Origin of the sequence: Streptococcus suis, assembly GCF_002960445.1 — a bacterium.
Classification (GTDB): domain Bacteria; phylum Bacillota; class Bacilli; order Lactobacillales; family Streptococcaceae; genus Streptococcus; species Streptococcus hyiners.
In genome coordinates this window covers 1-24,076 of sequence record NZ_POJD01000170.1, presented here as the reverse complement: position 1 = coordinate 24,076, position 24,076 = coordinate 1, and the positions used below count along the sequence as shown (strand labels likewise).

The window sequence follows — 24,076 nt, the reverse complement described above, 5'->3', positions numbered from 1 at the left end:
TATGGTCCGAAATGATAGACTATTTATTGCATTTATTGTTCTTGGTGTGCTCAATCTGCTGGTCAAGCTTCACCGTTATTTAGGATTTAGTCCGACTCATAGTCTTTACTACCAGCTTGCTAGTTTTATCTTGCTATTTGCACTTGGTATGTACCACTATAGAGAGTTGCTTTGGACTGATTTTAGAAAAATGTGGAGCTGGAAACTGCTTTATCAATTCCCTTTGTTTTATCTTGCAGACTTTTCGGTCATGTATGGAGGAAGTTTTCTCCAATACTTGATAGTGAAATCATTCCATATTTCAGAAGGTATAGGCAATGTCACAGCAGTTAATAAGATAAACCAAATCGTCTCACTTCCAATCTTTTTGCTAATAGTGGGCATCATCGGTCCGATTGTTGAAGAACTTTTTTATCGAAGATTTTTACAGGATGGTCTGAAAAATATTTTAAATCCATGGTTTGCTATTGTCTTGCAAGGTCTCATTTTTGGCTTAGGGCATGCTAAATCTCTGGATAGTTCAGAAATTATCAACACGATTCCCCAGATTTGTTCGGGTATTTACCTGGGTTATCTCTATCACAGAGCAGGCAATCTTTGTTATCCGATGCTCGTTCATTGTGTAGGCAACCTATCCGTCGGATATTGAAACCTAGCTTCGCTATCAATAGCGAGGCTTTTTATGGTACAATGGAAAGACATAAATTATCACCGATAAAGGAAGTATATGTACGACTATATCAAAGGAATGTTAACAAAAATTACTGCAAAGTATATTGTGGTAGAAACGCACGGAGTTGGCTATCTCTTGCAGGTGGCTAACCCCTATGCTTACTCTGGGAAGGTCCAGCAAGAAGTAACGGTCTATACCCATCAAGTTATTCGCGAAGATGCCCATCTGCTCTACGGATTTGCGACAGAGGCTGAAAAATCTGTATTCCTCAGTCTGATTTCGGTATCAGGTATTGGACCAACAACGGCTTTGGCAATTATTGCTGTTGATGATAATGACGGTCTGGTGCGGGCTATTGAGCAAAAAAATATTTCTTATCTAACCAAGTTTCCAAAGATTGGCAAGAAAACAGCCCAGCAGATGATTTTGGACTTGGAAGGCAAGTTTGTCATGAGCGAAGAAACAGGTCCTGTTCAACAAGTAGCACCCTCCAGTGAAAATATCGCCCTCGATGAAGCCATGGAAGCTATGGAAGCACTCGGTTACCGCCCAGCCGAACTCAAGAAAATCAAGAAATTCTTCGAAGGTACCAACGATACCGCAGAAAATTACATCAAATCAGCCCTTAAAATGTTGATGAAGTAACGTACCAGTATGATGGTTGCTGAAGCAACTCATCATACTACGGCAATCGCTATTTGCGACTTGCCTAGGTACCTTACTAATTCGCCACAAAAATAATGTCGATTTTTGCGGCTCATGTCGTGTCCAGATACAAAGGACGTAAAGGACAAAGAGAAAATAGACGGCCGAACAGAAATTTTATCAGATGTCAATTGCGTCATTTTGTGAAGTTTAGAAATCTGATAATTTTTTTCTCACAGTCCTTAGTCTGTGTTTAGCTATTTTTTCAAAAATGTATCTAGATATGCGTTCTAAAAAGGAGTTTCTATGTCCCGTTGTTCTTGGGTCAATCTCAACAATCCCCTCTATATAGCCTATCACGATCAAGAATGGGGGCGCCCTTTGCATGATGAGCAGGCTCTGTTTGAGTTGCTTTGCCTGGAATCCTACCAAGCAGGACTTTCCTGGGAAATTGTTCTCAATAAACGTCAGGCTTTTTGCTCCGCCTTTTTCGACTACGATGTCCAAAAGGTCGCAACCATGACGGATAGCCAGTTAGATAACCTTCTAGCCAATCCAGACATCATTCGCCACAAGGCAAAGTTGTACTCTACCCGTGCCAATGCTCAGGCTTTTCTTCGAGTACAAGAGGAGTTTGGTAGTTTTGACCACTACCTTTGGTCTTGGGTTGACTTTTCACCTCTTGACAACCCTATTAAGTCCTTTCGAGAGCTACCGACCAAAAGTGAACTATCAGAAAAATTGTCCAAAGATTTGAGGAAACGTGGCTTCAAATTTGTAGGTCCAGTTTGTGTTTATTCCTATTTACAGGCGGCGGGTCTTTTAAACGAACATGAAGAAACTTGTGATTTTCGAAATCCATTACGAACTAATTAGATGAGCGAGCAATCGCACCCTAGACAGAGGAGGCATATGAAAGCAGAACTAATTGCCGTCGGGACGGAGATTTTAACAGGACAAATCGTTAATACCAATGCCCAGTTTCTTTCGGAGAAATGTGCAGAGCTGGGAATTGATGTTTACTTCCACACAGCTGTTGGAGATAATGAACAGAGGCTTTTGTCTGTACTGGAGGTAGCCAGCAAGCGTAGTGAGCTAGTCATTCTCTGTGGAGGATTGGGTCCAACAGAAGATGACTTGACTAAGCAGACTTTGGCAACCTTCTTAGGTAGAAAATTGGTCTTTGATGAAAAAGCTATGGCAAAATTAGACCGCTTCTTTGCCAGCCGACCAGGTCGTGTCCGCACGCCCAACAATGAGCGCCAAGCACAAATCGTTGAGGGAAGCCAGGCTTTGCAAAATCCAGCTGGTTTGGCAGTAGGAGGCTTGATTGAGCAAGCTGGAGTGACCTATGTTGTCTTACCTGGTCCTCCAAGTGAACTTAGAGCCATGTTTACAGAAAGTTTACAACCTTTGCTTAACCAGTCAAGTCAGCAACTCTATTCTCGTGTTCTACGCTTTTTTGGTATTGGCGAAAGTCAGTTGGTGACGATTTTAGCTGATTTGATTGACAAACAAACTGACCCAACTCTTGCCCCCTATGCCAAGGTTGGTGAAGTGACCTTGCGCTTGTCCACCAAAGCAAACAGTCAAGAAGAAGCAGATTTTCGTCTGAATCAGTTGGAAGAAGACATCTTACAACGTGATAAACTGAGAGAATATTTCTATGCTTACGGTGAGGAAAATAGTCTAGTACAGACAGTAGCAGAGCGATTGGTGGAAAAGAATAAAAGCATAGCCATCGTCGAACAGGGAACAGGCGGACTTTTACAGTCAGAAGTCAGTTTGGCTTTGGCTGGGCAACCTTATTTTAGCGGTGGAAAAGTCATAGGTCAGTTAGGTACAGAATCGGGCAGGTGCTCAGAAGAGGTTGATAGCATTCGTGAGGAGCTACAGGCTGATTTGGGACTGGCTGTGTCGGTACTTATTAAGCCTGAGTCGACAGAGGATAACGTTCTTGCAAAGGTATATCTATCCTTGGCTGACACCTCTGGCATTTCCCAAAAAGAGGTTGACTTGGGTGGCTACTCCTGGCAACACATCCGCCAATTAGCTTGCTTGCAAGCCTTAGATTTTGTACGAAACACTTTGTGAAAGAAAAGAATTTTGCTATAATAGTTTGATTAAGAAAAGAGGAGAACAGCATTGGCTAAAAAACCTGCTAAAAAATTAGAAGAAATTACAAAGAAATTTGGAGATGAGCGTAAAAAGGCGCTCGACGATGCCCTTAAAGCTATTGAAAAAGATTTTGGTAAGGGTGCGGTGATGCGCTTGGGAGAGCGTGCTGAACAGAAAGTTCAGGTGATGAGCTCAGGTAGTCTATCTATCGATATTGCACTAGGTGCAGGTGGCTATCCTAAAGGGCGTATTGTGGAAATTTATGGTCCTGAAAGTTCAGGTAAGACAACCGTTGCTTTGCACGCAGTAGCTCAGGCTCAGAAAGATGGTGGGATCGCTGCCTTTATTGATGCGGAACACGCCTTGGATCCAGCCTATGCAGCGGCTCTTGGTGTAAACATCGATGAGTTGCTCTTGTCACAGCCAGACTCAGGGGAGCAAGGTCTGGAAATTGCTGGTAAGTTGATTGACTCAGGTGCTGTTGACTTGGTTGTTGTGGACTCGGTTGCAGCTCTTGTACCTCGTGCAGAAATTGACGGTGATATCGGCGATAGCCACGTTGGTTTGCAGGCTCGCATGATGAGCCAGGCCATGCGCAAACTTGGTGCTTCTATTAACAAAACCAAGACAGTAGCTATTTTCATTAACCAATTGCGTGAAAAAGTTGGGGTTATGTTTGGTAACCCTGAAACAACGCCTGGTGGACGTGCCCTCAAATTCTACGCTTCTGTTCGTATGGATGTCCGTGGAAATACGCAAATCAAGGGTACTGGTGACCAAAAAGATCAAAACGTTGGTAAGGAAACCAAGGTCAAGATCGTGAAGAACAAGGTAGCCCCTCCCTTTAAAGAGGTTGTTGTTGAAATCATGTATGGTGAAGGAATTTCTCGTACAGGTGAATTGATTGAGATTGGAACCAATCTTGGTTTTATCAAAAAAGCTGGTGCATGGTATTCATATAATGGCGAAAAAATCGGACAAGGCTCTGAGAATGCTAAGAAGTATCTTGTTGAACATCCAGAAGTCTTTGACGAAATTGACCGCAAAATCCGTATTCACTACGGCTTGATTGAAGGTGAGGAAGCACCAGAAGTCGTTACAGAAGAGGCTCCTGTTGCAATCGAAGAGGTTCAAGATGTTATTTTGGACTTGGATGGCGGTATTGAATTAGAAGAATAAAAGCGAAAAAATTTGGGTTATCCAGACTTTTTTCTGATTAAAAAACGAATATTCGCCCCAAAATTTAAAGTTTTTTAAAAATAGGTCTACAGACGGATGGAATTTGTGGTATAATAGTCTATAATGTGCTTACTAAGATGTAGCAAAGGAGTGACTACATGATTAAAATTTATACAGTATCTAGTTGTACTTCTTGTAAGAAAGCAAAGAACTGGTTGAATGCCCATCAATTGTCCTATAACGAACATAACCTAGCTAAAGAGGCAATCACCAAGGAAGAAATTTTAAATATCTTGACCAAGACGGAAAACGGCATTGCAAGTATTGTATCGTCAAAAAATCGCTATGCTAAGAGTTTGGATTTTGATATCGAAGATTTGAGTGTCAATGAAGTGATTGACTTGATTACTTCTAATCCACGTATTTTGAAAAGTCCAATTCTGATTGATGAGAAGCGATTGCAGGTTGGATATAAAGAAGATGACATTCGCGCCTTCTTACCACGAGCGGTTCGCAATGTAGAGAACGCTCAAGCTCGTATGCGAGCAGCCTTATAAGAGTGAGGAAGAACTCTGTTTCAGGGTTCTTTTTACACTTTCTTTGTGCTTGCTCTGGAAATATGATATAATGAAAATGAATAAAAATTGAAAGAAGGTGTAAGTATGGGATTCACAGAAGAAACAGTTCGCTTTCGTCTGGATGACACAGATAAGCAAGAAATTAGTCAAACCTTGACCAGTGTTTATCGTTCATTGGAGGAAAAAGGCTATAATCCAATCAACCAAATCATTGGCTATGTATTAAGTGGGGACCCTGCTTATATTCCTCGCTACAATGATGCCCGCAATCAAATTCGTAAACATGAACGCGATGAAATCATCGAAGAGTTGGTACGCTACTACCTGAAAGGGAATGGGATTGACCTCTAATGAGAATAATGGGATTAGATGTCGGTTCAAAGACTGTTGGCGTAGCCATTTCAGACCCTTTAGGTTTCACAGCTCAAGGCTTGGAAATCATCCCAATTGACGAAGAAAAGGGTGAATTTGGTTTTCAACGTTTAACTGAGTTGGTTGAACAATATAAGGTTGATAAGTTTGTTGTAGGCCTACCTAAGAACATGAATAATACTAGCGGACCTCGTGTGGAAGCTAGTCAAGCCTATGGTAATTTATTGATAGAACGTTATAACCTACCAGTTGATTACCAAGACGAACGGTTAACAACCGTAGCGGCAGAGCGCATGCTGATTGAGCAGGCGGATATCAGTCGCGGAAAACGTAAAAAAGTTATCGACAAATTAGCAGCCCAGCTGATTTTGCAAAATTATTTAGATAGAACATTTTAAAGGAGATACTAATGGCACATCATCATGACCACGACCACGACCACAATCACAATCACGACCACAATCACAATCACGACGAACGTGAATTGATTACTTTGGTAGACGACCAAGGTAATGAAACACTTTTTGAAATTTTATTGACAATTGACGGTCAAGAAGAATTCGGCAAAAACTACGTCCTCTTAATCCCTGCAAGCGCAGAAGAAGATGAGAACGGAGAAGTTGAAATTCAAGCCTACTCATACATTGAAAATGAGAACGGCACAGAAGGCGACCTCCAACCAATTCCAGAAGACGCAACAGCAGAATGGGATATGATTGAAGAAGTCTTCAACAGCTTTATGGAGGAATAAAAAGGTCCAGTGGACCTTTTTATCTTTTGCTTGAAAACAGGAGAGCAAAACTAGGTCCGGGTGGACCTTTTTATCTTTTGCTTGAAAACAGGAGGGCAAAACTAGGTCCAGTGGACCTTTTTATCTTTTGCTTGAAAACAGGAGAGCAAAACTAGGTCCGGGGGACCTTTTTATCTTTTGCTTGAAAACAGGAGAGCAAAACTAGGTCCGGGTGGACCTTTTTATCATGAGTTTGAAAACCAAAGAACGAATTAAGGTCTGGTGAATATTTTGATCTGCTCTCCGTCGTTAGAATGATATTTCTAACGATTTTTTCTTATGGAAGCTCATAAAAATAACACTAAAATCAAAGAAGAATTGGATTTAATAATGGCCAACTTACAATAAAATACAATTGATAAATCATATTTACTAAGTTAGTAGACAAAAATGTCCTGTAGAAAGTTAGCTCTTTTCGATAAACTTAAACCATCAAACAAAGGAGATAGGATGATGGAATTTGAAAAGATGTATGATAGCGTAAAAGGAATTGTTAACAAGGCTCGTAAAGAGTTTTATATCAAACTGTGGGACAGAGATGACTGGGAGCAGGAAGGCATGATAACCTTGTTTGAATTATTGGAGGATCAACCATGGTTGATTGGGGAAAGAGCCCAGTTGTATTGTTATTTCAAGGTTAAATTCAGAAATCGGATTAAGGACTATGTTCGCAGACAGGAAAGTAAAAAGCGCAAGTTTGACCGAATGCCTCATGAAGACATACATGAACTATCACAAGTAATACAATCGCCAGGTTTAGTCAATGACGAGCTATTGTTGTTGAGAGGTGCCTTGAGAGATTATCGGAAAAATTTGTCCATGGACCAATTGGAAAATTATGAAAAACTAATTAGTGGTCAGAGTTTCAATGGTCGTAAGAATATGCTTAGAGATTTACAAGAACATTTAAAGGACTTTCGATGATTGTTTTCTACTAATGCTATAAGAATAATGGCGATAAAATATACGAACCGCCTCCCAAAACAGAAGTTTTGGGATTTTTAAATTTTTAAGTAAAAACTCTTGCAATGCACAATATAATTTGATAGAATGTTCTAGTGCCGTAAAAATTACGGCTGTAGCTTTGATGCAAGAGGTTGCGACACGCTCGGTTGCATTGCCACGCAACACGTGTTGGTTTTCTTGTGGAGCTAGCCTATTATCTTAAATAGACGAAAAGGAGAAAAAGATGGCAAACAAAAAAATCCGCATCCGCTTGAAAGCGTACGAACACCGTACACTTGATACAGCAGCTGCAAAAATCGTTGAAACTGCAACTCGTACAGGTGCTCAAGTAGCAGGTCCAGTTCCACTTCCAACAGAACGTAGCCTATACACAATCATCCGTGCGACTCACAAGTACAAAGATTCTCGTGAGCAGTTCGAAATGCGTACACACAAACGTTTGATCGACATCATCAACCCAACTCAAAAAACAGTTGATGCTTTGATGAAATTGGATCTTCCAAGTGGTGTAAACGTAGAAATCAAATTGTAATCAAGTCGCGAGCAAAACTCAGAAACTTGATTTGAGCATAAAAAACGCTCGTTAAAAACTTTTTAAATACAAAATTAAGAAAAGGAATATTTTTCTCATGACAAAAGGAATCTTAGGGAAAAAAGTGGGAATGACTCAAATCTTCACTGAATCTGGTGAATTTATCCCTGTAACTGTCATCGAAGCAACTCCAAACGTTGTTCTTCAAGTGAAAACAGTTGAAACTGATGGTTATGCGGCAGTTCAAGTTGGTTTTGATGACAAACGCGAAGTATTGAGCAACAAACCTGCCAAAGGCCATGTAGCTAAAGCTAACACAGCTCCTAAGCGCTTCATTCGTGAATTCAAAAACATTGAAGGCTTGGAAGTTGGACAAGAAATTACAGTTGAAACTTTCGCAGCTGGTGATGTTGTTGATGTAACTGGTACATCTAAAGGTAAAGGTTTCCAAGGTGTTATCAAACGCCATGGTCAATCACGTGGTCCTATGGCTCACGGTTCTCGTTACCACCGTCGTCCAGGTTCTATGGGTCCTGTTGCACCTAACCGTGTATTCAAAGGTAAAAACCTTGCAGGTCGCATGGGCGGCAACCGTGTAACAATTCAAAACCTTGAAGTTGTACAAGTTGTTCCAGAAAAGAACGTTATCCTTATCAAAGGTAACGTACCAGGTGCTAAGAAATCTCTTATCACTATCAAGTCAGCAGTTAAAGCTGGTAAATAATAAGGAAAGGGGAAATCAGTCGAAATGGCAAACGTAACATTATTTGACCAAACTGGTAAACAAGCTGGTGAAGTAGTTCTTAACGATGCGATTTTTGGTATCGAGCCAAACCAAGCAGTTGTATTTGATGTGATCATCAGCCAACGAGCTAGCCTTCGTCAAGGTACTCACGCAGTTAAAAACCGTTCAGCAGTCTCAGGTGGCGGACGCAAACCATGGCGTCAAAAAGGAACTGGACGTGCTCGTCAAGGTTCTATCCGTTCACCACAATGGCGTGGCGGTGGCGTAGTCTTCGGACCAACTCCACGTTCATACGCGTACAAACTTCCACAAAAAGTTCGTCGCTTGGCACTTAAATCTGTTTACTCAGAAAAAGTTGCTGAAAACAAATTTGTAGCTGTTAACTCACTTGAATTCACAGCTCCAAAAACTGCTGAATTTGCAAAAGTGCTTGCAGCATTGAGCATTGATTCTAAAGTCCTTGTTATTCTTGAAGAAGGCAACGAATTCGCAGCTCTTTCTGCTCGTAACATCCCAGGAGTTAAAGTTGCAACTGCAACAACTGCAAGCGTACTTGACATCGCAAATGCAGACAAACTTCTTGTAACTCAAGCAGCTATCTCTAAAATTGAGGAGGTTCTTGCATAATGAATTTGTATGATGTTATCAAAAAACCTGTCATCACAGAAAGCTCAATGGGCCAACTCGAAGCAGGCAAGTATGTATTTGAAGTTGACACTCGTGCACACAAACTCTTGATCAAGCAAGCTGTTGAAGCTGCATTCGAGGGTGTTAAAGTTGCAAATGTTAACACAATCAACGTGAAACCTAAAACAAAACGCGTAGGTCGTTATGTAGGTCGCACAAACAAAGTGAAAAAAGCAATCATCACATTGGCTGCTGATTCAAAAGCGATCGAATTGTTCGCTACAGCTGACGCTGAATAATCAAAGGAGGAATTAACGTGGGTATTAAAGTTTATAAACCAACGACAAATGGCCGTCGTAACATGACTTCTTTGGACTTCGCTGAAATCACAACAAGCACTCCAGAAAAAAGCTTGCTTGTTGCTTTGAAGAGCAAAGCTGGTCGTAACAACAATGGTCGCATCACTGTTCGTCACCAAGGTGGCGGTCACAAACGTTTCTACCGTTTGGTAGACTTCAAACGTAACAAAGATGGCGTTGAAGCAATCGTTAAAACGATCGAGTACGATCCAAACCGTTCAGCAAACATCGCTCTTGTACACTACACAGACGGTGTTAAAGCTTACATCATTGCTCCTAAAGGTCTTGAAGTTGGTCAACGAATCGTTTCAGGTCCAGAAGCAGATATCAAAGTTGGTAACGCACTTCCACTTGCAAACATCCCAGTCGGTACTGTTGTTCACAACATCGAGTTGAAACCAGGTCGCGGTGGTGAGTTGGTTCGTGCTGCCGGTGCATCTGCACAGGTTCTTGGTCAAGAAGGTAAATACGTTCTTGTTCGCCTTCAATCAGGTGAAGTTCGTATGATCCTTGGTACTTGCCGTGCTACTGTTGGTACTGTAGGTAACGAACAACATGGCCTTGTTAACCTTGGTAAAGCAGGTCGTAGCCGTTGGAAAGGTATCCGTCCAACAGTTCGCGGTTCTGTGATGAACCCTAACGATCACCCACACGGTGGTGGTGAAGGTAAAGCACCAGTTGGTCGTAAAGCACCATCTACACCATGGGGTAAACCAGCTCTTGGTTTGAAAACTCGTAACAAGAAAGCTAAATCTGACAAACTTATCGTTCGTCGTCGCAACCAAAAATAATCTATTCTTAGTTGCTTAGCATTCTATATCATCCGCCAACTCGGTAGCCCGCAAAGCGGGCAAGCCGCTGTGGTACATATTTTAAAGGAGAAAACACTAAAATGGGACGTAGTCTTAAAAAAGGACCTTTCGTCGATGAGCATTTGATGAAAAAAGTTGAAGCTCAAGCAAATGACGAAAAGAAAAAAGTAATTAAAACTTGGTCACGTCGTTCAACGATCTTCCCAAGTTTCATCGGTTATACAATCGCAGTTTACGATGGGCGTAAACACGTACCTGTATACATTCAAGAAGACATGGTAGGTCACAAACTTGGTGAATTTGCACCAACTCGTACTTACAAAGGTCATGCTGCTGACGACAAGAAAACTCGTCGTAAATAATTTAGGAGGAAAACACAATGGCAGAAATTACTTCAGCTAAAGCAACTGCTCGCACAGTACGTGTTTCACCTCGTAAATCACGTCTTGTCTTGGATAACATCCGTGGCAAAAGCGTAGCAGACGCAATCGCAATCTTGAAATTCACACCAAACAAAGCTGCAGGCATTATCGAGGGAGTTTTGAACTCAGCAATCGCTAACGCTGAAAACAACTTTGGTTTGGAAAAAGCTAACTTGGTAGTCAGCGAAGCATTCGCAAACGAAGGACCAACGTTGAAACGTTTCCGTCCACGTGCGAAAGGTTCTGCTTCACCAATCAACAAACGCACAGCTCACATCACTGTAGTTGTGGCAGAGAAATAAGGAGGTAAAAACGTGGGTCAAAAAGTACATCCAATTGGTATGCGTGTTGGCATCATCCGTGATTGGGATGCTAAATGGTATGCTGAAAAAGAATACGCGGATTACCTTCATGAAGATCTTGCAATCCGCAACTTTATCAAAAAAGAATTGGCTGATGCGTCAACATCAACAATCGAAATCGAACGTGCTGTAAACAAAGTTATCGTTTCTATCCACACTGCTAAACCAGGTATGGTTATCGGTAAAGCTGGTAGCAACGTTGATGCACTTCGTGCTCAATTGAACAAATTGACTGGTAAACAAGTACACATCAACATCATCGAAATCAAACAACCTGATTTGGATGCACACCTTGTTGGTGAATCAATCGCTCGTCAATTGGAGCAACGTGTGGCATTCCGCCGTGCTCAAAAACAAGCTATCCAACGTGCAATGCGCGCTGGTGCAAAAGGTATCAAAACACAAGTTTCTGGTCGTTTGAACGGTGCTGATATTGCCCGTGCAGAAGGCTACTCAGAAGGAACTGTTCCTCTTCATACACTTCGTGCGGATATCGACTACGCTTGGGAAGAAGCTTTGACAACTTACGGTAAACTTGGTATCAAAGTATGGATCTACCGTGGTGAAGTTCTTCCAGCTCGTAAAAACACTAAAGGAGGTAAATAACAAATGTTAGTACCTAAACGTGTAAAACACCGTCGTGAATTCCGTGGAAAAATGCGCGGTGAAGCTAAAGGTGGAAAACAAGTAGACTTTGGTCAATACGGTCTTCAAGCAACTACTAGCTCATGGATTACAAACCGCCAAATCGAAGCTGCCCGTATCGCTATGACGCGTTACATGAAACGTGGTGGTAAAGTTTGGATTAAAATCTTCCCACACAAATCATACACTGCTAAAGCTATCGGTGTACGTATGGGTTCTGGTAAAGGTGCTCCTGAAGGTTGGGTAGCTCCAGTTAAACGCGGTAAGGTTATGTTTGAAGTAGCTGGCGTTTCTGAAGAAATCGCACGTGAAGCATTCCGCCTTGCTGGTCACAAATTGCCAGTTAAAGTTAAATTCGTAAAACGTGAAGCAGAATAAGGAGAAGACATGAAACTTCAAGAAATTAAAGATTTTGTAAAAGAACTTCGTGGCCTTTCTCAAGAAGAACTTGCTAAGAAAGAAAACGAATTGAAGAAAGAACTCTTCGAACTTCGTTTCCAAGCTGCTGCTGGTCAACTTGAGCAAACTGCTCGTTTGAACGAAGTGAAGAAACAAATTGCACGTATCAAAACTGTGCAATCTGAAACTAAATAATAGATTGGGAAAGGAGAATTTCAATGGAACGCAATAATCGTAAAGTTCTTGTTGGACGCGTAGTATCTGACAAAATGGACAAAACAATCACAGTTGTAGTTGAAACAAAACGTAACCACCCAGTCTATGGTAAACGTATTAACTACTCTAAAAAGTACAAAGCTCATGATGAAAACAATGTTGCTAAAGAAGGCGATATCGTTCGTATCATGGAAACTCGCCCACTTTCAGCTACAAAACGTTTCCGTCTTGTAGAAGTTGTGGAAGAGGCAGTTATCATTTAATCAACCTGAAAGGAGAAAATTGACATGATTCAAACAGAAACTCGTTTGAAAGTTGCTGACAACAGTGGCGCACGTGAAATCTTGACAATCAAAGTTCTTGGTGGTTCAGGACGTAAATTCGCGAACATCGGCGACATCATCGTTGCTTCAGTAAAACAAGCTACTCCTGGTGGTGCGGTTAAAAAAGGTGACGTTGTTAAAGCCGTTATCGTTCGTACTAAGACAGGTGCTCGTCGTGCTGATGGTTCATACATCAAATTCGATGAGAATGCTGCAGTTATCATCCGTGAAGACAAAAACCCTCGCGGAACTCGTATCTTTGGCCCAGTGGCACGTGAATTGCGTGATGGCGGTTTCATGAAAATCGTTTCATTGGCACCAGAAGTACTTTAATCAAATAGTTTTAGGAAATTTGTTACAGACTAGGCAGTTTGTTGCAGATAGTACTTGGGTACATCAAAACAAACTAACGAAGTCTGTGACGGATTTAGTAAACTAGAAAACAAACTAAGTCCCCTGGTTAAATCACTAACCAGGGTGCCCATTAGGGCGTAAGAAATTATAGGAGAAATCAAATGTTTGTAAAAAAAGGCGATAAAGTTCGCGTAATCGCTGGTAAAGACAAAGGCGTTGAAGCTCTTGTCGTAACAGCACTTCCAAAAGTAAACAAAGTTATTGTTGAAGGTGTTAACATCGTTAAGAAACACCAAAAACCAAACAGCGAAAACCCTCAAGGTGCTATCGTTGAAAAAGAAGCTCCAATCCATGTGTCAAACGTTCAAGTTCTTGACAAAAATGGTGTTGCAGGACGCGTTGGTTACAAGTTTGTAGACGGCAAAAAAGTTCGCTACAACAAAAAATCAGGCGAAGTGCTTGATTAATCACGAAGGAAAGGAGAAGTATAATGGCAAATCGTTTAAAAGAAAAATATCTTAATGAAGTAGTTCCTGCTTTGACTGAACAATTTAACTATTCTTCAGTTATGGCTGTGCCAAAAGTTGATAAGATCGTTTTGAACATGGGTGTTGGTGACGCTGTTTCTAACGCTAAAAACCTTGAGAAAGCTGCTCAAGAATTGGCTTTGATCTCAGGTCAAAAACCACTTATCACTAAAGCTAAGAAATCAATCGCCGGCTTCCGTCTTCGTGAGGGTGTTGCGATCGGTGCGAAAGTAACTCTTCGTGGCGAACGTATGTATGAATTCTTGGACAAATTGGTTACAGTTTCACTTCCACGTGTACGTGACTTCCACGGTGTACCAACTAAGTCATTTGACGGACGTGGTAACTACACACTTGGTGTGAAAGAGCAATTGATCTTCCCAGAAATCAACTTCGACGATGTTGATAAGACTCGCGGTATGGATATCGTTATCGTTACAACTGCTAACACTGACGAAGAATCACGTGCATTGCTTACTGGCCTTGGTATGCCGTTTGCAAAATAAGAGGGAGAGAATAAATGGCTAAAAAATCAATGATCGCTAAGAACAAACGCCCAGCTAAGTTCTCTACACAAGCTTACACACGCTGTGAAAAATGTGGACGTCCACACTCAGTTTACCGCAAATTCAAATTGTGCCGTGTATGCTTCCGCGACTTGGCTTACCTTGGACAAATTCCTGGCGTAACAAAAGCTTCTTGGTAAGATAAGATGTGAGAGCGTTTAGCAACCAAGGCAAAGATAGGAGATTTGACGACGAAGTTTACTTCTAGGAAAATCTATCTTCTTTGCTAAGGTTGTAGCTCGAACTCAATTAAAACAACCCCGATACAAAGTTTGCCTGCCGATTTGAACACGGGCGAAAGCCTGTGTGAAAAAGACAAACTTTCCTAGAAACCAAAGTTTCTACGTCAAGTTTTCTATTTTCACTTTGGCTTTTTAGCGCCCTTTGTATCATGAATTAACTAGCAAGTGATTTAATCAAACTGCTAGTAAGAGGAGAAACAACAAATGGTTATGACTGACCCAATTGCAGATTTTTTGACACGTATTCGTAACGCTAACCAAGCAAAACACGAAGTGCTTGAAGTTCCTGCATCAAACATCAAAAAAGGTATTGCTACAATCCTTAAAAACGAAGGTTTTGTGAAAAACGTTGAATTCATCGAAGATGACAAACAAGGTATCATCCGCGTATTCTTGAAATACGGACCAAACGGTGAAAAAGTTATCACTAACTTGAAACGCGTTTCAAAACCAGGTCTTCGTGTTTACTCAAAACGTGAAGATATTCCAAAAGTTCTTAACGGACTTGGTATCGCAATCATCTCAACATCAGAAGGTCTTTTGACTGACAAACAAGCTCGTCAAAAGAACGTTGGTGGTGAGGTTATCGCATACGTTTGGTAATCTTTTAGCTTCCAATTTCGTCATGTGCCTGTGTTAGAGCGCCTTGGCATACTCGAGTATAGCCTGTGTCGCTCTGCCTTGGCACATTTAGAAATTGAAACCTAAAAGCATGATTGCTTCTCAAATGCGATCATGAAACCCGCTCATTCGAACGCGGGCTAAAGTCCGTGTTTAAATGAGACCCCGTGAAAACTAGTCGCTCGACGGCTTGATAATTTAACAGGAGAATTAAAAAATATGTCACGTATTGGTAATAAAGTAATTACATTGCCTGCTGGTGTTGAGCTTGCTCAAAACAACGGCGTGGTAACTGTAAAAGGACCTAAAGGGGAATTGACTCGTGAATTCCCAACTGCTATTGAAATCCGTGTGGAAGGTGCAGAAGTAACTCTTCACCGTCCAAACGATTCAAAAGAAATGAAGACTATTCACGGTACTAGCCGTGCTAACCTCAACAACATGGTTGTTGGTGTTTCTGAAGGCTTCAAAAAAGAACTTGAAATGCGTGGTGTCGGTTACCGTGCTCAATTGGCTGGTAACAAATTGACACTTGCTGTTGGTAAATCACATCCAGATGAAGTGGTTGCACCAGAAGGTATTACATTTGAAGTTCCAACACCAACACAAATCGTCGTGTCTGGTATCAACAAAGAAGTTGTTGGTCAAACAGCAGCTTACATCCGTAGCCTTCGTGCTCCTGAGCCATACAAAGGTAAAGGTATTCGCTATGTTGGTGAATTCGTTCGCCGTAAAGAAGGTAAAACAGGTAAATAATAGCTTGCTGGGGTGGCTAAGCCACCTGGCTGACTATTTCTCAAATTGTTTCGTAAGAAACAGAATCATACATTAAGAGGTGAATATTGTGATTTCAAAACCAGATAAAAACAAAATCCGCCAAAAACGCCACCGTCGCGTTCGCGGTAAAATCTCTGGAACTGCTGCTCGCCCACGTTTGAACATTTTCCGTTCTAATACAGGCATCTACGCTCAAGTGATTGATGACGTAGCGGGTGTAACGCTCGCAAGCGCTTCTACTCTTGATAAAGAAGTTTCAAAAGGTACTAAGACAGAACAAGCTGTTGTTGTAGGTAAACTCGTTGCTGAACGCGCGGTAGCTAAAGGTATTTCTGAAGTGGTCTTTGACCGCGGTGGATATCTCTATCACGGACGTGTGAAAGCTTTGGCTGAATCAGCTCGTGAAAACGGATTGAAATTCTAATAGGGAGGACACTAAGAAATGGCATTCAAAGATAACGCAGTTGAAATTGAAGAACGCGTAGTAGCCATCAACCGTGTTACAAAAGTTGTTAAAGGTGGACGTCGTCTTCGTTTTGCAGCTCTTGTGGTTGTTGGTGACCGTAACGGTCGCGTAGGTTTCGGTACTGGTAAAGCTCAAGAAGTACCAGAAGCTATCCGTAAAGCAGTTGAATCTGCTAAGAAAAACATGATTGAGGTACCAATGGTTGGTACAACAATTCCACACGAAGTTCGCTCAGAATTTGGCGGCGCTCGTGTATTGTTGAAACCTGCTTCTGAAGGTTCTGGGGTTGCTGCCGGTGGTGCAACTCGTGCCGTAATCGAATTGGCAGGTATCGCAGATGTGACTTCTAAGTCACTTGGTTCAAACACACCAATCAACATCGTTCGCGCAACAGTTGAAGGTTTGAAACAGTTGAAACGTGCTGAAGAAGTGGCTGCACTTCGTGGCATTTCAGTTTCTGATTTGGCATAAGAAAGGAGATACTCATGGCTCAAATTAAAATCACTTTGACTAAGTCTCCAATCGGTCGCAAACCAGAACAACGTAAAACAGTTGTTGCACTTGGACTTGGTAAATTGAACTCTTCAGTTGTTAAGGAAGATAACCCAGCTATTCTTGGAATGGTGAACGCTATCTCTCACTTGGTAACTGTTGAAGAAGTTAAGTAACTTCAAGATATACAAACGGACTAAGTCGCAGAGAATTCTTTGCGACTTCTAGTCAATTTTCAAAAAGAAGCGAGTTTGTGGATAAAGACTCTTGTAATCCACAGGCGCTAGCATATAAAAGAGGAGAAAAAATAATGAAACTTCATGAATTGCAACCTGCAACAGGTTCTCGTAAAGTCCGCAACCGTGTAGGTCGTGGTACATCATCAGGTAACGGTAAAACTTCTGGCCGTGGTCAAAAAGGTCAAAAAGCTCGTAGCGGTGGTGGTGTTCGCCCAGGTTTTGAAGGTGGACAAACTCCATTGTTCCGTCGTCTTCCAAAACGTGGTTTCACAAACATCAATGCTAAAGAGTACGCAATCGTTAACCTTGATCAATTGAACGCTTTTGAAGATGGTGCTGAAGTAACACCAGTTGTACTTATCGAAGCTGGTATCGTTAAAGCTGAAAAATCAGGTATCAAAATCCTTGGTAACGGCGAATTGACGAAGAAATTGACAGTTAAAGCTGCTAAATTCTCTAAATCAGCTGAAGAAGCAATCACTTCTAAAGGTGGCTCAGTAGAAGTCATCTAAGAGGTGACAGCCTATGTTTTTTAAACTTTTAAAGGATGCCTTGAAAATAAAATTGGTACGTAGTAAAATTCTATTTACCATTTTTATCCTTTTGGTTTTCCGGATTGGTACTCATATTACAGTGCCAGGGGTCAATGCAAAAAGTCTTGAAGCCTTATCAAATGTACCATTCTTGAATATGTTAAGTTTGGTTTCTGGTAACGCAATGCGAAACTTCTCGGTTTTTGCCCTTGGGGTCAGCCCCTACATAACGGCTTCTATCATTGTTCAACTCTTACAGATGGATATTTTACCTAAATTTGTAGAGTGGGGCAAACAGGGTGAAGTTGGTCGCCGAAAATTAAATCAAGCGACCCGCTACATTTCTTTGGTACTGGCATTTGTTCAGTCTATCGGTATCACAGCAGGTTTCAATGCCCTATCAGGTGCAAAATTGACCAATATGCCTCTCAACTGGCAAACCTATTTGTTAATCGGTTCAATTTTGACAACTGGTTCGGTTATTGTTACTTGGTTAGGAGAACAAATTTCTGAAAAAGGCTATGGTAATGGGACATCGATGATTATCTTTGCAGGTATCATTTCATCCTTGCCAGGAACTTTTTATGAGATTTACATCGACCGTTTTGTCAATATTGAATCTAGTCGTTTGGGTGAGTCAGCGATTTTCGTCACAGCACTCATTATCTTAATACTCTTTGTTGTCTACTTTACAACCTTTGTACAACAAGCCGAATACAAACTACCTATTCAGTACACAAAACGTGCTCAAGGTGCACCTTCTAGTTCTTATTTGCCCTTAAAATTGAATCCAGCAGGAGTTATTCCCGTAATCTTTGCAGGTTCTATCACTGCAGTTCCAACCTCCTTGATTCAATACTTTGCAAGTCAGAACAGAAGTGCAGGTTGGTTAATGGCGGTTCAAGAATACTTTGATTATTCAACAGTCAAAGGGATGATTGTATATGCAGCTTTGATTATCTTGTTCACTTTCTTCTATACTTTTGTTCAGGTTAATCCTGAAAAAACAGCAGAAAGTTTGCAAAAGAGCGCTGCCTATATCCATGGTGTAAGACCTGGTAATGGGACAGAGCAATTCTTGTCGAAGTTGTTAAAACGATTAGCTGCTATTGGTGCAGTATTCTTAAGCTTTATCGCACTTTTGCCAATCCTTGCACAAAATCTCTTTGGACTTTCTTCGAATATTGCCTTCTTGGGTACAAGTTTGATTATCCTGATTTCAACAAGTATCGAAGGCATTAAGCAGTTGGAAGGCTACCTTCTTAAGAGAAAATATGTAGGTTTCTTAGAAATTACAGAATAGAATATAGGTTGACCTCGTCAACCTTCTATTTTGTTTTTAGATAAGTTTGTCAATGGTGGCAAATTTATGTGAAAACAAAATAAGGAGTTTGTCATGAATCTTTTAATTATGGGTTTACCAGGTGCTGGTAAAGGAACACAGGCGGCTAAGATTGTTGAGAAATTTAATGTTGCTCATATTTCTACAGGTGATATGTTCCGTGCAGCGATGGCTAATCAAACTGAGATGGGTGTATTGGCTAAGTCTTATATCGATAAGGGTGATTTAGTGCCTGATGAAGTGACCAACGGTATTGTCAAAGAACGCTTGGTTCAAGATGATATTAAAGAAAAAGGTTTCTTGTTGGACGGCTATCCACGTACTATCGAGCAAGCCCATGCACTAGATGCTAACTTAGCAGAGCTAGGTATCGAGTTGCAAGGGGTTATCAATATTGAGATTGATCCATCCAAATTGGTTGAGCGCTTAAGTGGTCGTATCATTCATAAAGAAACAGGGGAAACCTTCCATAAGGTATTCAATCCACCAGTTGGAGATTACAAAGAGGAAGATTTCTACCAACGTGAAGACGATAAGCCAGAATCTGTCAAACGCCGTTTAGAAGTGAACATTGCGCAAGGCCAACCGATTATTGATCACTATCGTGCCAAAGGTTTGGTACATGATATCGAAGGCGATCAAGACATCGAACTTGTTTTCCAAGCAATTGATACTGTGTTGTCAAAATTGCAATAAACTTAATAGATTTGGCTTGCATTTTTCTAGGAAAGATGATAAAATAGCCTAGTCTGACTTATAATTGTTACCTCTGTGTTCAGAGGGCATCAAATCGATATTTAGAGAGGGGTTACTTTTGCATGGCAAAAGAAGATGTGATTGAAATTGAAGGCAAAGTAGTTGATACAATGCCAAATGCTATGTTTACTGTTGAGTTGGAAAACGGACACCAAGTCCTTGCAACTGTTTCTGGTAAAATCCGTAAGAACTACATTCGTATTTTGGTCGGTGACCGCGTAACTGTTGAGCTTAGTCCATACGACTTGACACGTGGACGTATCACATACCGCTTTAAATAGTCGAAATACTTGGAGGGATTAGACATGAAAGTAAGACCATCGGTCAAACCAATTTGCGAATACTGCAAAGTTATTCGTCGTAATGGTCGTGTTATGGTGATTTGCCCAGCAAACCCTAAACACAAGCAACGTCAAGGTTAAGAAATAGAAAGGAGAAAACATGGCTCGTATTGCTGGAGTTGACATTCCAAATGACAAACGTGTAGTTATTTCATTGACTTATGTTTACGGTATCGGTCTCGCAACTTCTAAGAAAATTCTTGCTGCTGCAGGTATTTCAGAAGATGTTCGCGTAAAAGACTTGACACCTGATCAAGAAGACGCTATCCGTCGTGAAGTTGATGCAATCAAAGTTGAAGGTGACCTCCGTCGTGAAGTTAACTTGAACATCAAACGTTTGATGGAAATCGGTTCATACCGTGGTATCCGTCACCGTCGTGGACTTCCTGTCCGTGGACAAAACACTAAAAACAATGCCCGCACTCGTAAAGGTAAAGCTGTTGCGATCGCAGGTAAGAAAAAATAAAATAGGAGGTAGAAAAATTGGCTAAACCAACACGTAAACGTCGTGTGAAAAAGAATATCGAATCTGGTATTGCACATATTCACGCAACATTTAATAACACTATTGTTATGATTACTGATGTGCATGGTAACGCTATTGCTTGGTCATCAGCTGGTGCTCTTGGTTTCAAAGGTTCTCGTAAATCTACACCATTCGCGGCTCAAATGGCTTCAGAAGCTGCTGCTAAATCTGCACAAGAACACGGTCTTAAAACAGTTGAAGTTACCGTTAAAGGCCCAGGTTCAGGTCGTGAGTCTGCTATCCGCGCTCTTGCTGCCGCTGGTCTTGAAGTAACAGCAATTCGTGATGTGACTCCTGTACCACACAATGGTGCTCGTCCTCCAAAACGTCGCCGTGTATAATCATACATACCATACACAGCTTTTCGTTTAAGAGGGAGTAAGAAATGATTGAGTTTGAAAAACCAACAATAACAAAAATTGATGAAAAAAAAGATTACGGCAGATTTGTCATCGAACCGCTAGAACGTGGTTATGGAACAACTCTTGGTAACTCTCTTCGTCGTGTACTTCTTGCTTCACTTCCAGGTGCTGCAGTAACATCAATTAAAATTGATGGCGTACTCCACGAATTCGACACAGTTCCAGGTGTCCGTGAAGATGTTATGCAAATTATTCTTAGCATCAAAGGCATTGCTGTAAAATCTTATGTCGAAGACGAAAAGACGATTGAACTTGATGTAGTAGGTCCAGCTGAAGTAACAGCAGGGGATATTCTTACTGACAGTGACATTGAAATTATTAACCCAGATCATTATCTTTTCACTATTGCTGAAGGCGCAAGCTTTAGAGCTACCTTGACCGTCAATTCAGGTCGTGGTTATGTGCCAGCTGAAGGCAATAAGAAAGATGATGCACCAGTGGGAACACTTGCGGTAGATTCAATCTATACGCCAGTGACAAAAGTCAACTATCAGGTTGAACCAGCTCGCGTTGGTAGCAATGATGGATTTGACAAATTAACACTTGAAATCAATACAAATGGTACAATTATTCCAGAAGATGCTTTAGGTCTTTCAGCTCGCATTTTGATGGAACACCTCGGTCTATTTACAGATTTGACTGAAGTTGCTAAATCTGCAGAAGTAATGAAGGAAACTGAAGTAACGTCTGACGACCGTATGCTTGATCGTACGATTGAGGAATTGGACCTATCTGTTCGCTCATACAACTGTTTAAAACGTGCAGGCATCAATACTGTATTTGATTTGACAGAAAAAACTGAGCCAGAAATGATGAAAGTGCGCAATCTTGGTCGTAAGAGTCTTGAAGAAGTCAAGGTTAAATTGGCTGACTTAGGTCTAGGATTGAAGAAAGATAAATAATATAGGAGGAAATCATGGCATACCGTAAACTAGGACGCACTAGCTCACAACGTAAAGCAATGTTGCGCGATTTGACAACTGACCTTTTGATCAACGAATCAATCGTTACAACTGAAGCTCGTGCTAAAGAAATCCGTAAAACAGTTGAAAAAATGATCACACTTGGTAAACGTGGTGACTTGCACGCACGTCGTCAAGCTGCTGCATTCGTTCGTAACGAAATCGCATCTGAAAATTATGATGAAGCTACTGACAAGTACACAGCTACTACTGTACTTCAAAAATTGTTCTCAGAAATCGCGCCTCGCTATGCAGAACGCAATGGTGGATATACTCGTATCCTCAAAACTGAACCACGTCGTGGTGATGCTGCCCCAATGGCAATTATCGAACTTGTATAAGATCATCAATTTTGTTGAGTGTTATGATGATGGGATTTGTTTCAAATCCTTAGTCTAGCTCTGGTCTGCCGCTGGGTTCATCCCAGCGGTAACACTCATCATATTGATTGGACGCTTGTTTACGAAATTACTCTAATGTAGAATAATTTCGTAAGCAGGCGTTTTATTTTTGCATAAAATTTGATATACTTTAAAGAACGAATGGAGGATAAATGGCTGAAATTACTAACTTCTTTAAAGATTATTATCTTTCGAAAATACAGGATAAACCAGAATTATTTATTGGAATTGAACTTGAATATCCAATTGTCAATAAAAATGGAGGACCCACCTCTATAAAAGTAGCCAAAGATTTACTCGTACATCTTGCAAAGAATATGGATTTTTATGTAAGGAAGTTGGATGAAACTGGCAATCCTATAGAGCTTGTCAATGATGATGGCGATCTTATCCTATTCGAAGTAACCTATAACACGCTTGAATTGGCGTTTGCAAAGGCAAAATGTATTCACGATGTAGCCAAGCGCTTTGAATTTTATTTACAAGAAATACAGCGATTCTTGGCTTTATATAATCATGAATTGCAGGGAGTGGGAATAAATCCTAGTTGGCAGTTAAATGACCACAGACCAGTAGCTACAGATCGTTATAAGATGCTTATGGCTTATTTAAAATTGGCTGAAAACTACCCTCATATGCATCCCTATGTGGATTATGCGGGTTTTATTTGCGGCAACCAGGTTCAATTTGATGTATCACGTGAAAACTATCTACGGGTTATAAATGCATTTAATAAGATTGAAGCTGTCAAGGCCTTCCTTTTTGCGAATTCTGAATTTGCCGAGCGTGAAGATTGGACAATAAGTCGAGATTATTTTTGGGAATCCTCTATGCATGGTTTGATAGAGGATAATGTCGGGGTATATCCAGAGGATTTCAATACAGAAACAGATTACCTTGAGTTTCAGAAAAAAACGGCCATCTTCTATATTGAACGTGATGCAAAATGTTATTACTTCCCCCCTATTACTGTAGAAGACTTTCTAAGAATGAAAAAAATAACTGCTATGACTACCTCTGGTCAGTCACACGAAATTGTTCCAACTACTAGCGATTTGAAAACACATCGTTCGTATCATTATCAGGAGTTGACCAAAAGAGGCACAATTGAATTTAGAAGTATCTGTACACAACCATTTGATAAGACATTTGCACCGATTGCCTTTCAATTAGGGTTGCTTGTAAATTTAGAAAAATTTGAAAAAATACTAGAAGAAACAGATTTCTTTGACTATTTTGGAAGAGATTACAAGAATCTTCGTAAACAATTCTCAGTAAAACACCTTACGAAAATAGAACGAGAAATCGTAGGGCAATTATCCAGAGAACTAGTGACTTGTGCAACAGAAGGTCTGAAAGCCAGAGGTATGGATGAAGAAAAATACTTATTATTTTTTACAGGATAATAACTGATAATCTTTTTAGGTTATCAGTTTTCATTATTTCATAAAAAAATCTACAAAAAGAGTTGACAAGAGGAAATGAAGATGATAGAATGATTGAGTTGTCTTTTAGAGAACCTGTTAACCGTTTGAAAAAAAAGTTTCAAAAAGTAGTTGACAAGGTCAAATGAAGATGATAGAATAATTGAGTTGTCAAATCTGAAGCGACACAACACGAAAAAAAAGAAATTAAAAAAGTTTCAAAAAAGTGTTGACAAGCAGTTGAAGAAATGATAAACTAAGATAGTTGTCGCGCAAGAGCGATAAGAACAAGACCTTTGAAAATTAAAGAAGACGAACCAAA

40 protein-coding genes are annotated in these 24,076 nt (G+C 40.7%); all 40 read left to right on the top strand.

What is annotated here, in order from left to right; translation table 11 throughout:
- Position 1: 1 nt before the first annotated feature.
- The 40 genes from C1G53_RS07110 (at position 2) to C1G53_RS06915 (ending at position 23,736) form a co-directional block, all read left to right on the top strand.
- Entirely contained in the window at positions 2-649 is a 648-nt protein-coding gene (locus tag C1G53_RS07110; RefSeq protein WP_105118201.1) for a CPBP family intramembrane glutamic endopeptidase, read from the top strand.
- A 78-nt stretch (positions 650-727) separates the two neighbouring features.
- Positions 728-1,318 carry a Holliday junction branch migration protein RuvA gene (gene ruvA, locus C1G53_RS07105; protein WP_105118200.1) on the top strand — a complete coding sequence of 197 codons (591 nt, stop codon included), beginning with the start codon at positions 728-730 and terminating at the stop codon, positions 1,316-1,318.
- 306 nt (positions 1,319-1,624) lie between these two features.
- Positions 1,625-2,194, top strand: a complete 570-nt coding sequence (locus C1G53_RS07100) for a DNA-3-methyladenine glycosylase I (RefSeq protein WP_105118199.1) — start codon at positions 1,625-1,627, stop codon at positions 2,192-2,194.
- Between the two features lie 36 nt (positions 2,195-2,230).
- Entirely contained in the window at positions 2,231-3,412 is a 1,182-nt protein-coding gene (locus C1G53_RS07095) for a competence/damage-inducible protein A (protein ID WP_105118198.1), read from the top strand.
- 51 nt (positions 3,413-3,463) lie between these two features.
- Positions 3,464-4,615, top strand: coding sequence for a recombinase RecA (recA, locus tag C1G53_RS07090; protein WP_105118197.1), 1,152 nt, complete (start codon positions 3,464-3,466; stop codon positions 4,613-4,615).
- 158 nt (positions 4,616-4,773) lie between these two features.
- Positions 4,774-5,172: a transcriptional regulator Spx gene (spx, locus tag C1G53_RS07085; protein WP_029177692.1), complete on the top strand. Its 399-nt coding sequence runs from the start codon at positions 4,774-4,776 to the stop codon at positions 5,170-5,172.
- A 105-nt stretch (positions 5,173-5,277) separates the two neighbouring features.
- Positions 5,278-5,544, top strand: a complete 267-nt coding sequence (locus C1G53_RS07080) for an IreB family regulatory phosphoprotein (RefSeq protein WP_029177693.1) — start codon at positions 5,278-5,280, stop codon at positions 5,542-5,544.
- A complete protein-coding gene (ruvX, locus tag C1G53_RS07075) occupies positions 5,544-5,963 on the top strand; it encodes a Holliday junction resolvase RuvX (protein ID WP_105118196.1) in 420 nt (139 codons plus the stop codon). The genes C1G53_RS07080 and ruvX overlap by 1 nt, the downstream gene beginning before the upstream one ends.
- 11 nt (positions 5,964-5,974) lie before the next feature.
- Positions 5,975-6,316, top strand: a complete 342-nt coding sequence (locus C1G53_RS07070; protein WP_105118195.1) for a DUF1292 domain-containing protein — start codon at positions 5,975-5,977, stop codon at positions 6,314-6,316.
- Positions 6,317-6,805: 489 nt separating this feature from the next.
- Positions 6,806-7,279, top strand: a complete 474-nt coding sequence (locus C1G53_RS07065) for a sigma-70 family RNA polymerase sigma factor (protein WP_238139119.1) — start codon at positions 6,806-6,808, stop codon at positions 7,277-7,279.
- 265 nt (positions 7,280-7,544) lie between these two features.
- Positions 7,545-7,853 (top strand): 30S ribosomal protein S10, encoded by a 309-nt coding sequence (gene rpsJ, locus C1G53_RS07060; protein WP_002939332.1) that lies wholly within the window; start codon positions 7,545-7,547, stop codon positions 7,851-7,853.
- A gap of 97 nt (positions 7,854-7,950) precedes the next feature.
- On the top strand, positions 7,951-8,577 hold the full coding sequence (gene rplC / locus C1G53_RS07055; RefSeq protein ID WP_011921686.1) for a 50S ribosomal protein L3: 627 nt from the start codon (positions 7,951-7,953) through the stop codon (positions 8,575-8,577).
- Between the two features lie 24 nt (positions 8,578-8,601).
- Positions 8,602-9,225, top strand: coding sequence for a 50S ribosomal protein L4 (gene rplD / locus C1G53_RS07050; RefSeq protein WP_004195490.1), 624 nt, complete (start codon positions 8,602-8,604; stop codon positions 9,223-9,225).
- On the top strand, positions 9,225-9,524 hold the full coding sequence (locus tag C1G53_RS07045) for a 50S ribosomal protein L23 (protein WP_004195491.1): 300 nt from the start codon (positions 9,225-9,227) through the stop codon (positions 9,522-9,524). The genes rplD and C1G53_RS07045 overlap by 1 nt, the downstream gene beginning before the upstream one ends.
- 17 nt (positions 9,525-9,541) lie before the next feature.
- Complete coding sequence (gene rplB, locus C1G53_RS07040; RefSeq protein WP_002936663.1) at positions 9,542-10,375, top strand: 50S ribosomal protein L2; 834 nt, start codon at positions 9,542-9,544, stop codon at positions 10,373-10,375.
- A gap of 101 nt (positions 10,376-10,476) precedes the next feature.
- Positions 10,477-10,758, top strand: a complete 282-nt coding sequence (gene rpsS, locus C1G53_RS07035) for a 30S ribosomal protein S19 (RefSeq protein WP_000533766.1) — start codon at positions 10,477-10,479, stop codon at positions 10,756-10,758.
- 17 nt (positions 10,759-10,775) lie between these two features.
- Entirely contained in the window at positions 10,776-11,120 is a 345-nt protein-coding gene (rplV, locus tag C1G53_RS07030) for a 50S ribosomal protein L22 (protein WP_002936662.1), read from the top strand.
- 12 nt (positions 11,121-11,132) lie between these two features.
- Positions 11,133-11,786 carry a 30S ribosomal protein S3 gene (gene rpsC, locus C1G53_RS07025; protein ID WP_044689746.1) on the top strand — a complete coding sequence of 218 codons (654 nt, stop codon included), beginning with the start codon at positions 11,133-11,135 and terminating at the stop codon, positions 11,784-11,786.
- 3 nt (positions 11,787-11,789) lie between these two features.
- Positions 11,790-12,203, top strand: a complete 414-nt coding sequence (rplP, locus tag C1G53_RS07020; RefSeq protein ID WP_002936660.1) for a 50S ribosomal protein L16 — start codon at positions 11,790-11,792, stop codon at positions 12,201-12,203.
- A gap of 9 nt (positions 12,204-12,212) precedes the next feature.
- Entirely contained in the window at positions 12,213-12,419 is a 207-nt protein-coding gene (gene rpmC, locus C1G53_RS07015) for a 50S ribosomal protein L29 (protein ID WP_002936659.1), read from the top strand.
- Between the two features lie 23 nt (positions 12,420-12,442).
- Positions 12,443-12,703 carry a 30S ribosomal protein S17 gene (rpsQ, locus tag C1G53_RS07010; RefSeq protein WP_000440801.1) on the top strand — a complete coding sequence of 87 codons (261 nt, stop codon included), beginning with the start codon at positions 12,443-12,445 and terminating at the stop codon, positions 12,701-12,703.
- A gap of 24 nt (positions 12,704-12,727) precedes the next feature.
- The gene (gene rplN, locus C1G53_RS07005; protein ID WP_002936658.1) at positions 12,728-13,096 is read left to right on the top strand and encodes a 50S ribosomal protein L14; all 369 of its coding nucleotides are present in this window, start codon (positions 12,728-12,730) and stop codon (positions 13,094-13,096) included.
- 182 nt (positions 13,097-13,278) lie between these two features.
- On the top strand, positions 13,279-13,584 hold the full coding sequence (gene rplX / locus C1G53_RS07000; RefSeq protein ID WP_014637292.1) for a 50S ribosomal protein L24: 306 nt from the start codon (positions 13,279-13,281) through the stop codon (positions 13,582-13,584).
- Between the two features lie 23 nt (positions 13,585-13,607).
- On the top strand, positions 13,608-14,150 hold the full coding sequence (rplE, locus tag C1G53_RS06995) for a 50S ribosomal protein L5 (protein ID WP_002936653.1): 543 nt from the start codon (positions 13,608-13,610) through the stop codon (positions 14,148-14,150).
- Between the two features lie 14 nt (positions 14,151-14,164).
- Positions 14,165-14,350 carry a type Z 30S ribosomal protein S14 gene (locus C1G53_RS06990; protein WP_002936651.1) on the top strand — a complete coding sequence of 62 codons (186 nt, stop codon included), beginning with the start codon at positions 14,165-14,167 and terminating at the stop codon, positions 14,348-14,350.
- A 306-nt stretch (positions 14,351-14,656) separates the two neighbouring features.
- Entirely contained in the window at positions 14,657-15,055 is a 399-nt protein-coding gene (gene rpsH, locus C1G53_RS06985) for a 30S ribosomal protein S8 (RefSeq protein ID WP_002936647.1), read from the top strand.
- Between the two features lie 237 nt (positions 15,056-15,292).
- Entirely contained in the window at positions 15,293-15,829 is a 537-nt protein-coding gene (rplF, locus tag C1G53_RS06980) for a 50S ribosomal protein L6 (RefSeq protein WP_004195502.1), read from the top strand.
- An 88-nt stretch (positions 15,830-15,917) separates the two neighbouring features.
- Positions 15,918-16,274, top strand: coding sequence for a 50S ribosomal protein L18 (gene rplR / locus C1G53_RS06975; protein ID WP_002936641.1), 357 nt, complete (start codon positions 15,918-15,920; stop codon positions 16,272-16,274).
- Between the two features lie 18 nt (positions 16,275-16,292).
- Positions 16,293-16,787, top strand: coding sequence for a 30S ribosomal protein S5 (rpsE, locus tag C1G53_RS06970; RefSeq protein WP_002936639.1), 495 nt, complete (start codon positions 16,293-16,295; stop codon positions 16,785-16,787).
- 14 nt (positions 16,788-16,801) lie between these two features.
- Positions 16,802-16,984 carry a 50S ribosomal protein L30 gene (rpmD, locus tag C1G53_RS06965; protein ID WP_002936638.1) on the top strand — a complete coding sequence of 61 codons (183 nt, stop codon included), beginning with the start codon at positions 16,802-16,804 and terminating at the stop codon, positions 16,982-16,984.
- 134 nt (positions 16,985-17,118) lie between these two features.
- A complete protein-coding gene (gene rplO, locus C1G53_RS06960) occupies positions 17,119-17,559 on the top strand; it encodes a 50S ribosomal protein L15 (protein WP_002936637.1) in 441 nt (146 codons plus the stop codon).
- 13 nt (positions 17,560-17,572) lie between these two features.
- Entirely contained in the window at positions 17,573-18,883 is a 1,311-nt protein-coding gene (gene secY, locus C1G53_RS06955; RefSeq protein ID WP_105118194.1) for a preprotein translocase subunit SecY, read from the top strand.
- 93 nt (positions 18,884-18,976) lie between these two features.
- Entirely contained in the window at positions 18,977-19,618 is a 642-nt protein-coding gene (locus tag C1G53_RS06950; protein ID WP_105118193.1) for an adenylate kinase, read from the top strand.
- A gap of 122 nt (positions 19,619-19,740) precedes the next feature.
- The gene (gene infA, locus C1G53_RS06945) at positions 19,741-19,959 is read left to right on the top strand and encodes a translation initiation factor IF-1 (protein ID WP_002936627.1); all 219 of its coding nucleotides are present in this window, start codon (positions 19,741-19,743) and stop codon (positions 19,957-19,959) included.
- A 24-nt stretch (positions 19,960-19,983) separates the two neighbouring features.
- Positions 19,984-20,100 carry a 50S ribosomal protein L36 gene (gene rpmJ, locus C1G53_RS06940; RefSeq protein ID WP_001808836.1) on the top strand — a complete coding sequence of 39 codons (117 nt, stop codon included), beginning with the start codon at positions 19,984-19,986 and terminating at the stop codon, positions 20,098-20,100.
- Positions 20,101-20,119: 19 nt separating this feature from the next.
- Positions 20,120-20,485, top strand: a complete 366-nt coding sequence (gene rpsM, locus C1G53_RS06935; RefSeq protein WP_099832346.1) for a 30S ribosomal protein S13 — start codon at positions 20,120-20,122, stop codon at positions 20,483-20,485.
- A gap of 17 nt (positions 20,486-20,502) precedes the next feature.
- Positions 20,503-20,886: a 30S ribosomal protein S11 gene (rpsK, locus tag C1G53_RS06930; RefSeq protein WP_004195509.1), complete on the top strand. Its 384-nt coding sequence runs from the start codon at positions 20,503-20,505 to the stop codon at positions 20,884-20,886.
- 44 nt (positions 20,887-20,930) lie between these two features.
- Positions 20,931-21,869 (top strand): DNA-directed RNA polymerase subunit alpha, encoded by a 939-nt coding sequence (locus C1G53_RS06925; protein ID WP_105118192.1) that lies wholly within the window; start codon positions 20,931-20,933, stop codon positions 21,867-21,869.
- 14 nt (positions 21,870-21,883) lie between these two features.
- A complete protein-coding gene (gene rplQ, locus C1G53_RS06920) occupies positions 21,884-22,270 on the top strand; it encodes a 50S ribosomal protein L17 (protein WP_105113652.1) in 387 nt (128 codons plus the stop codon).
- Positions 22,271-22,482: 212 nt separating this feature from the next.
- A complete protein-coding gene (locus C1G53_RS06915) occupies positions 22,483-23,736 on the top strand; it encodes a glutamate-cysteine ligase family protein (protein WP_105118191.1) in 1,254 nt (417 codons plus the stop codon).
- Positions 23,737-24,076 lie beyond the last annotated feature (340 nt).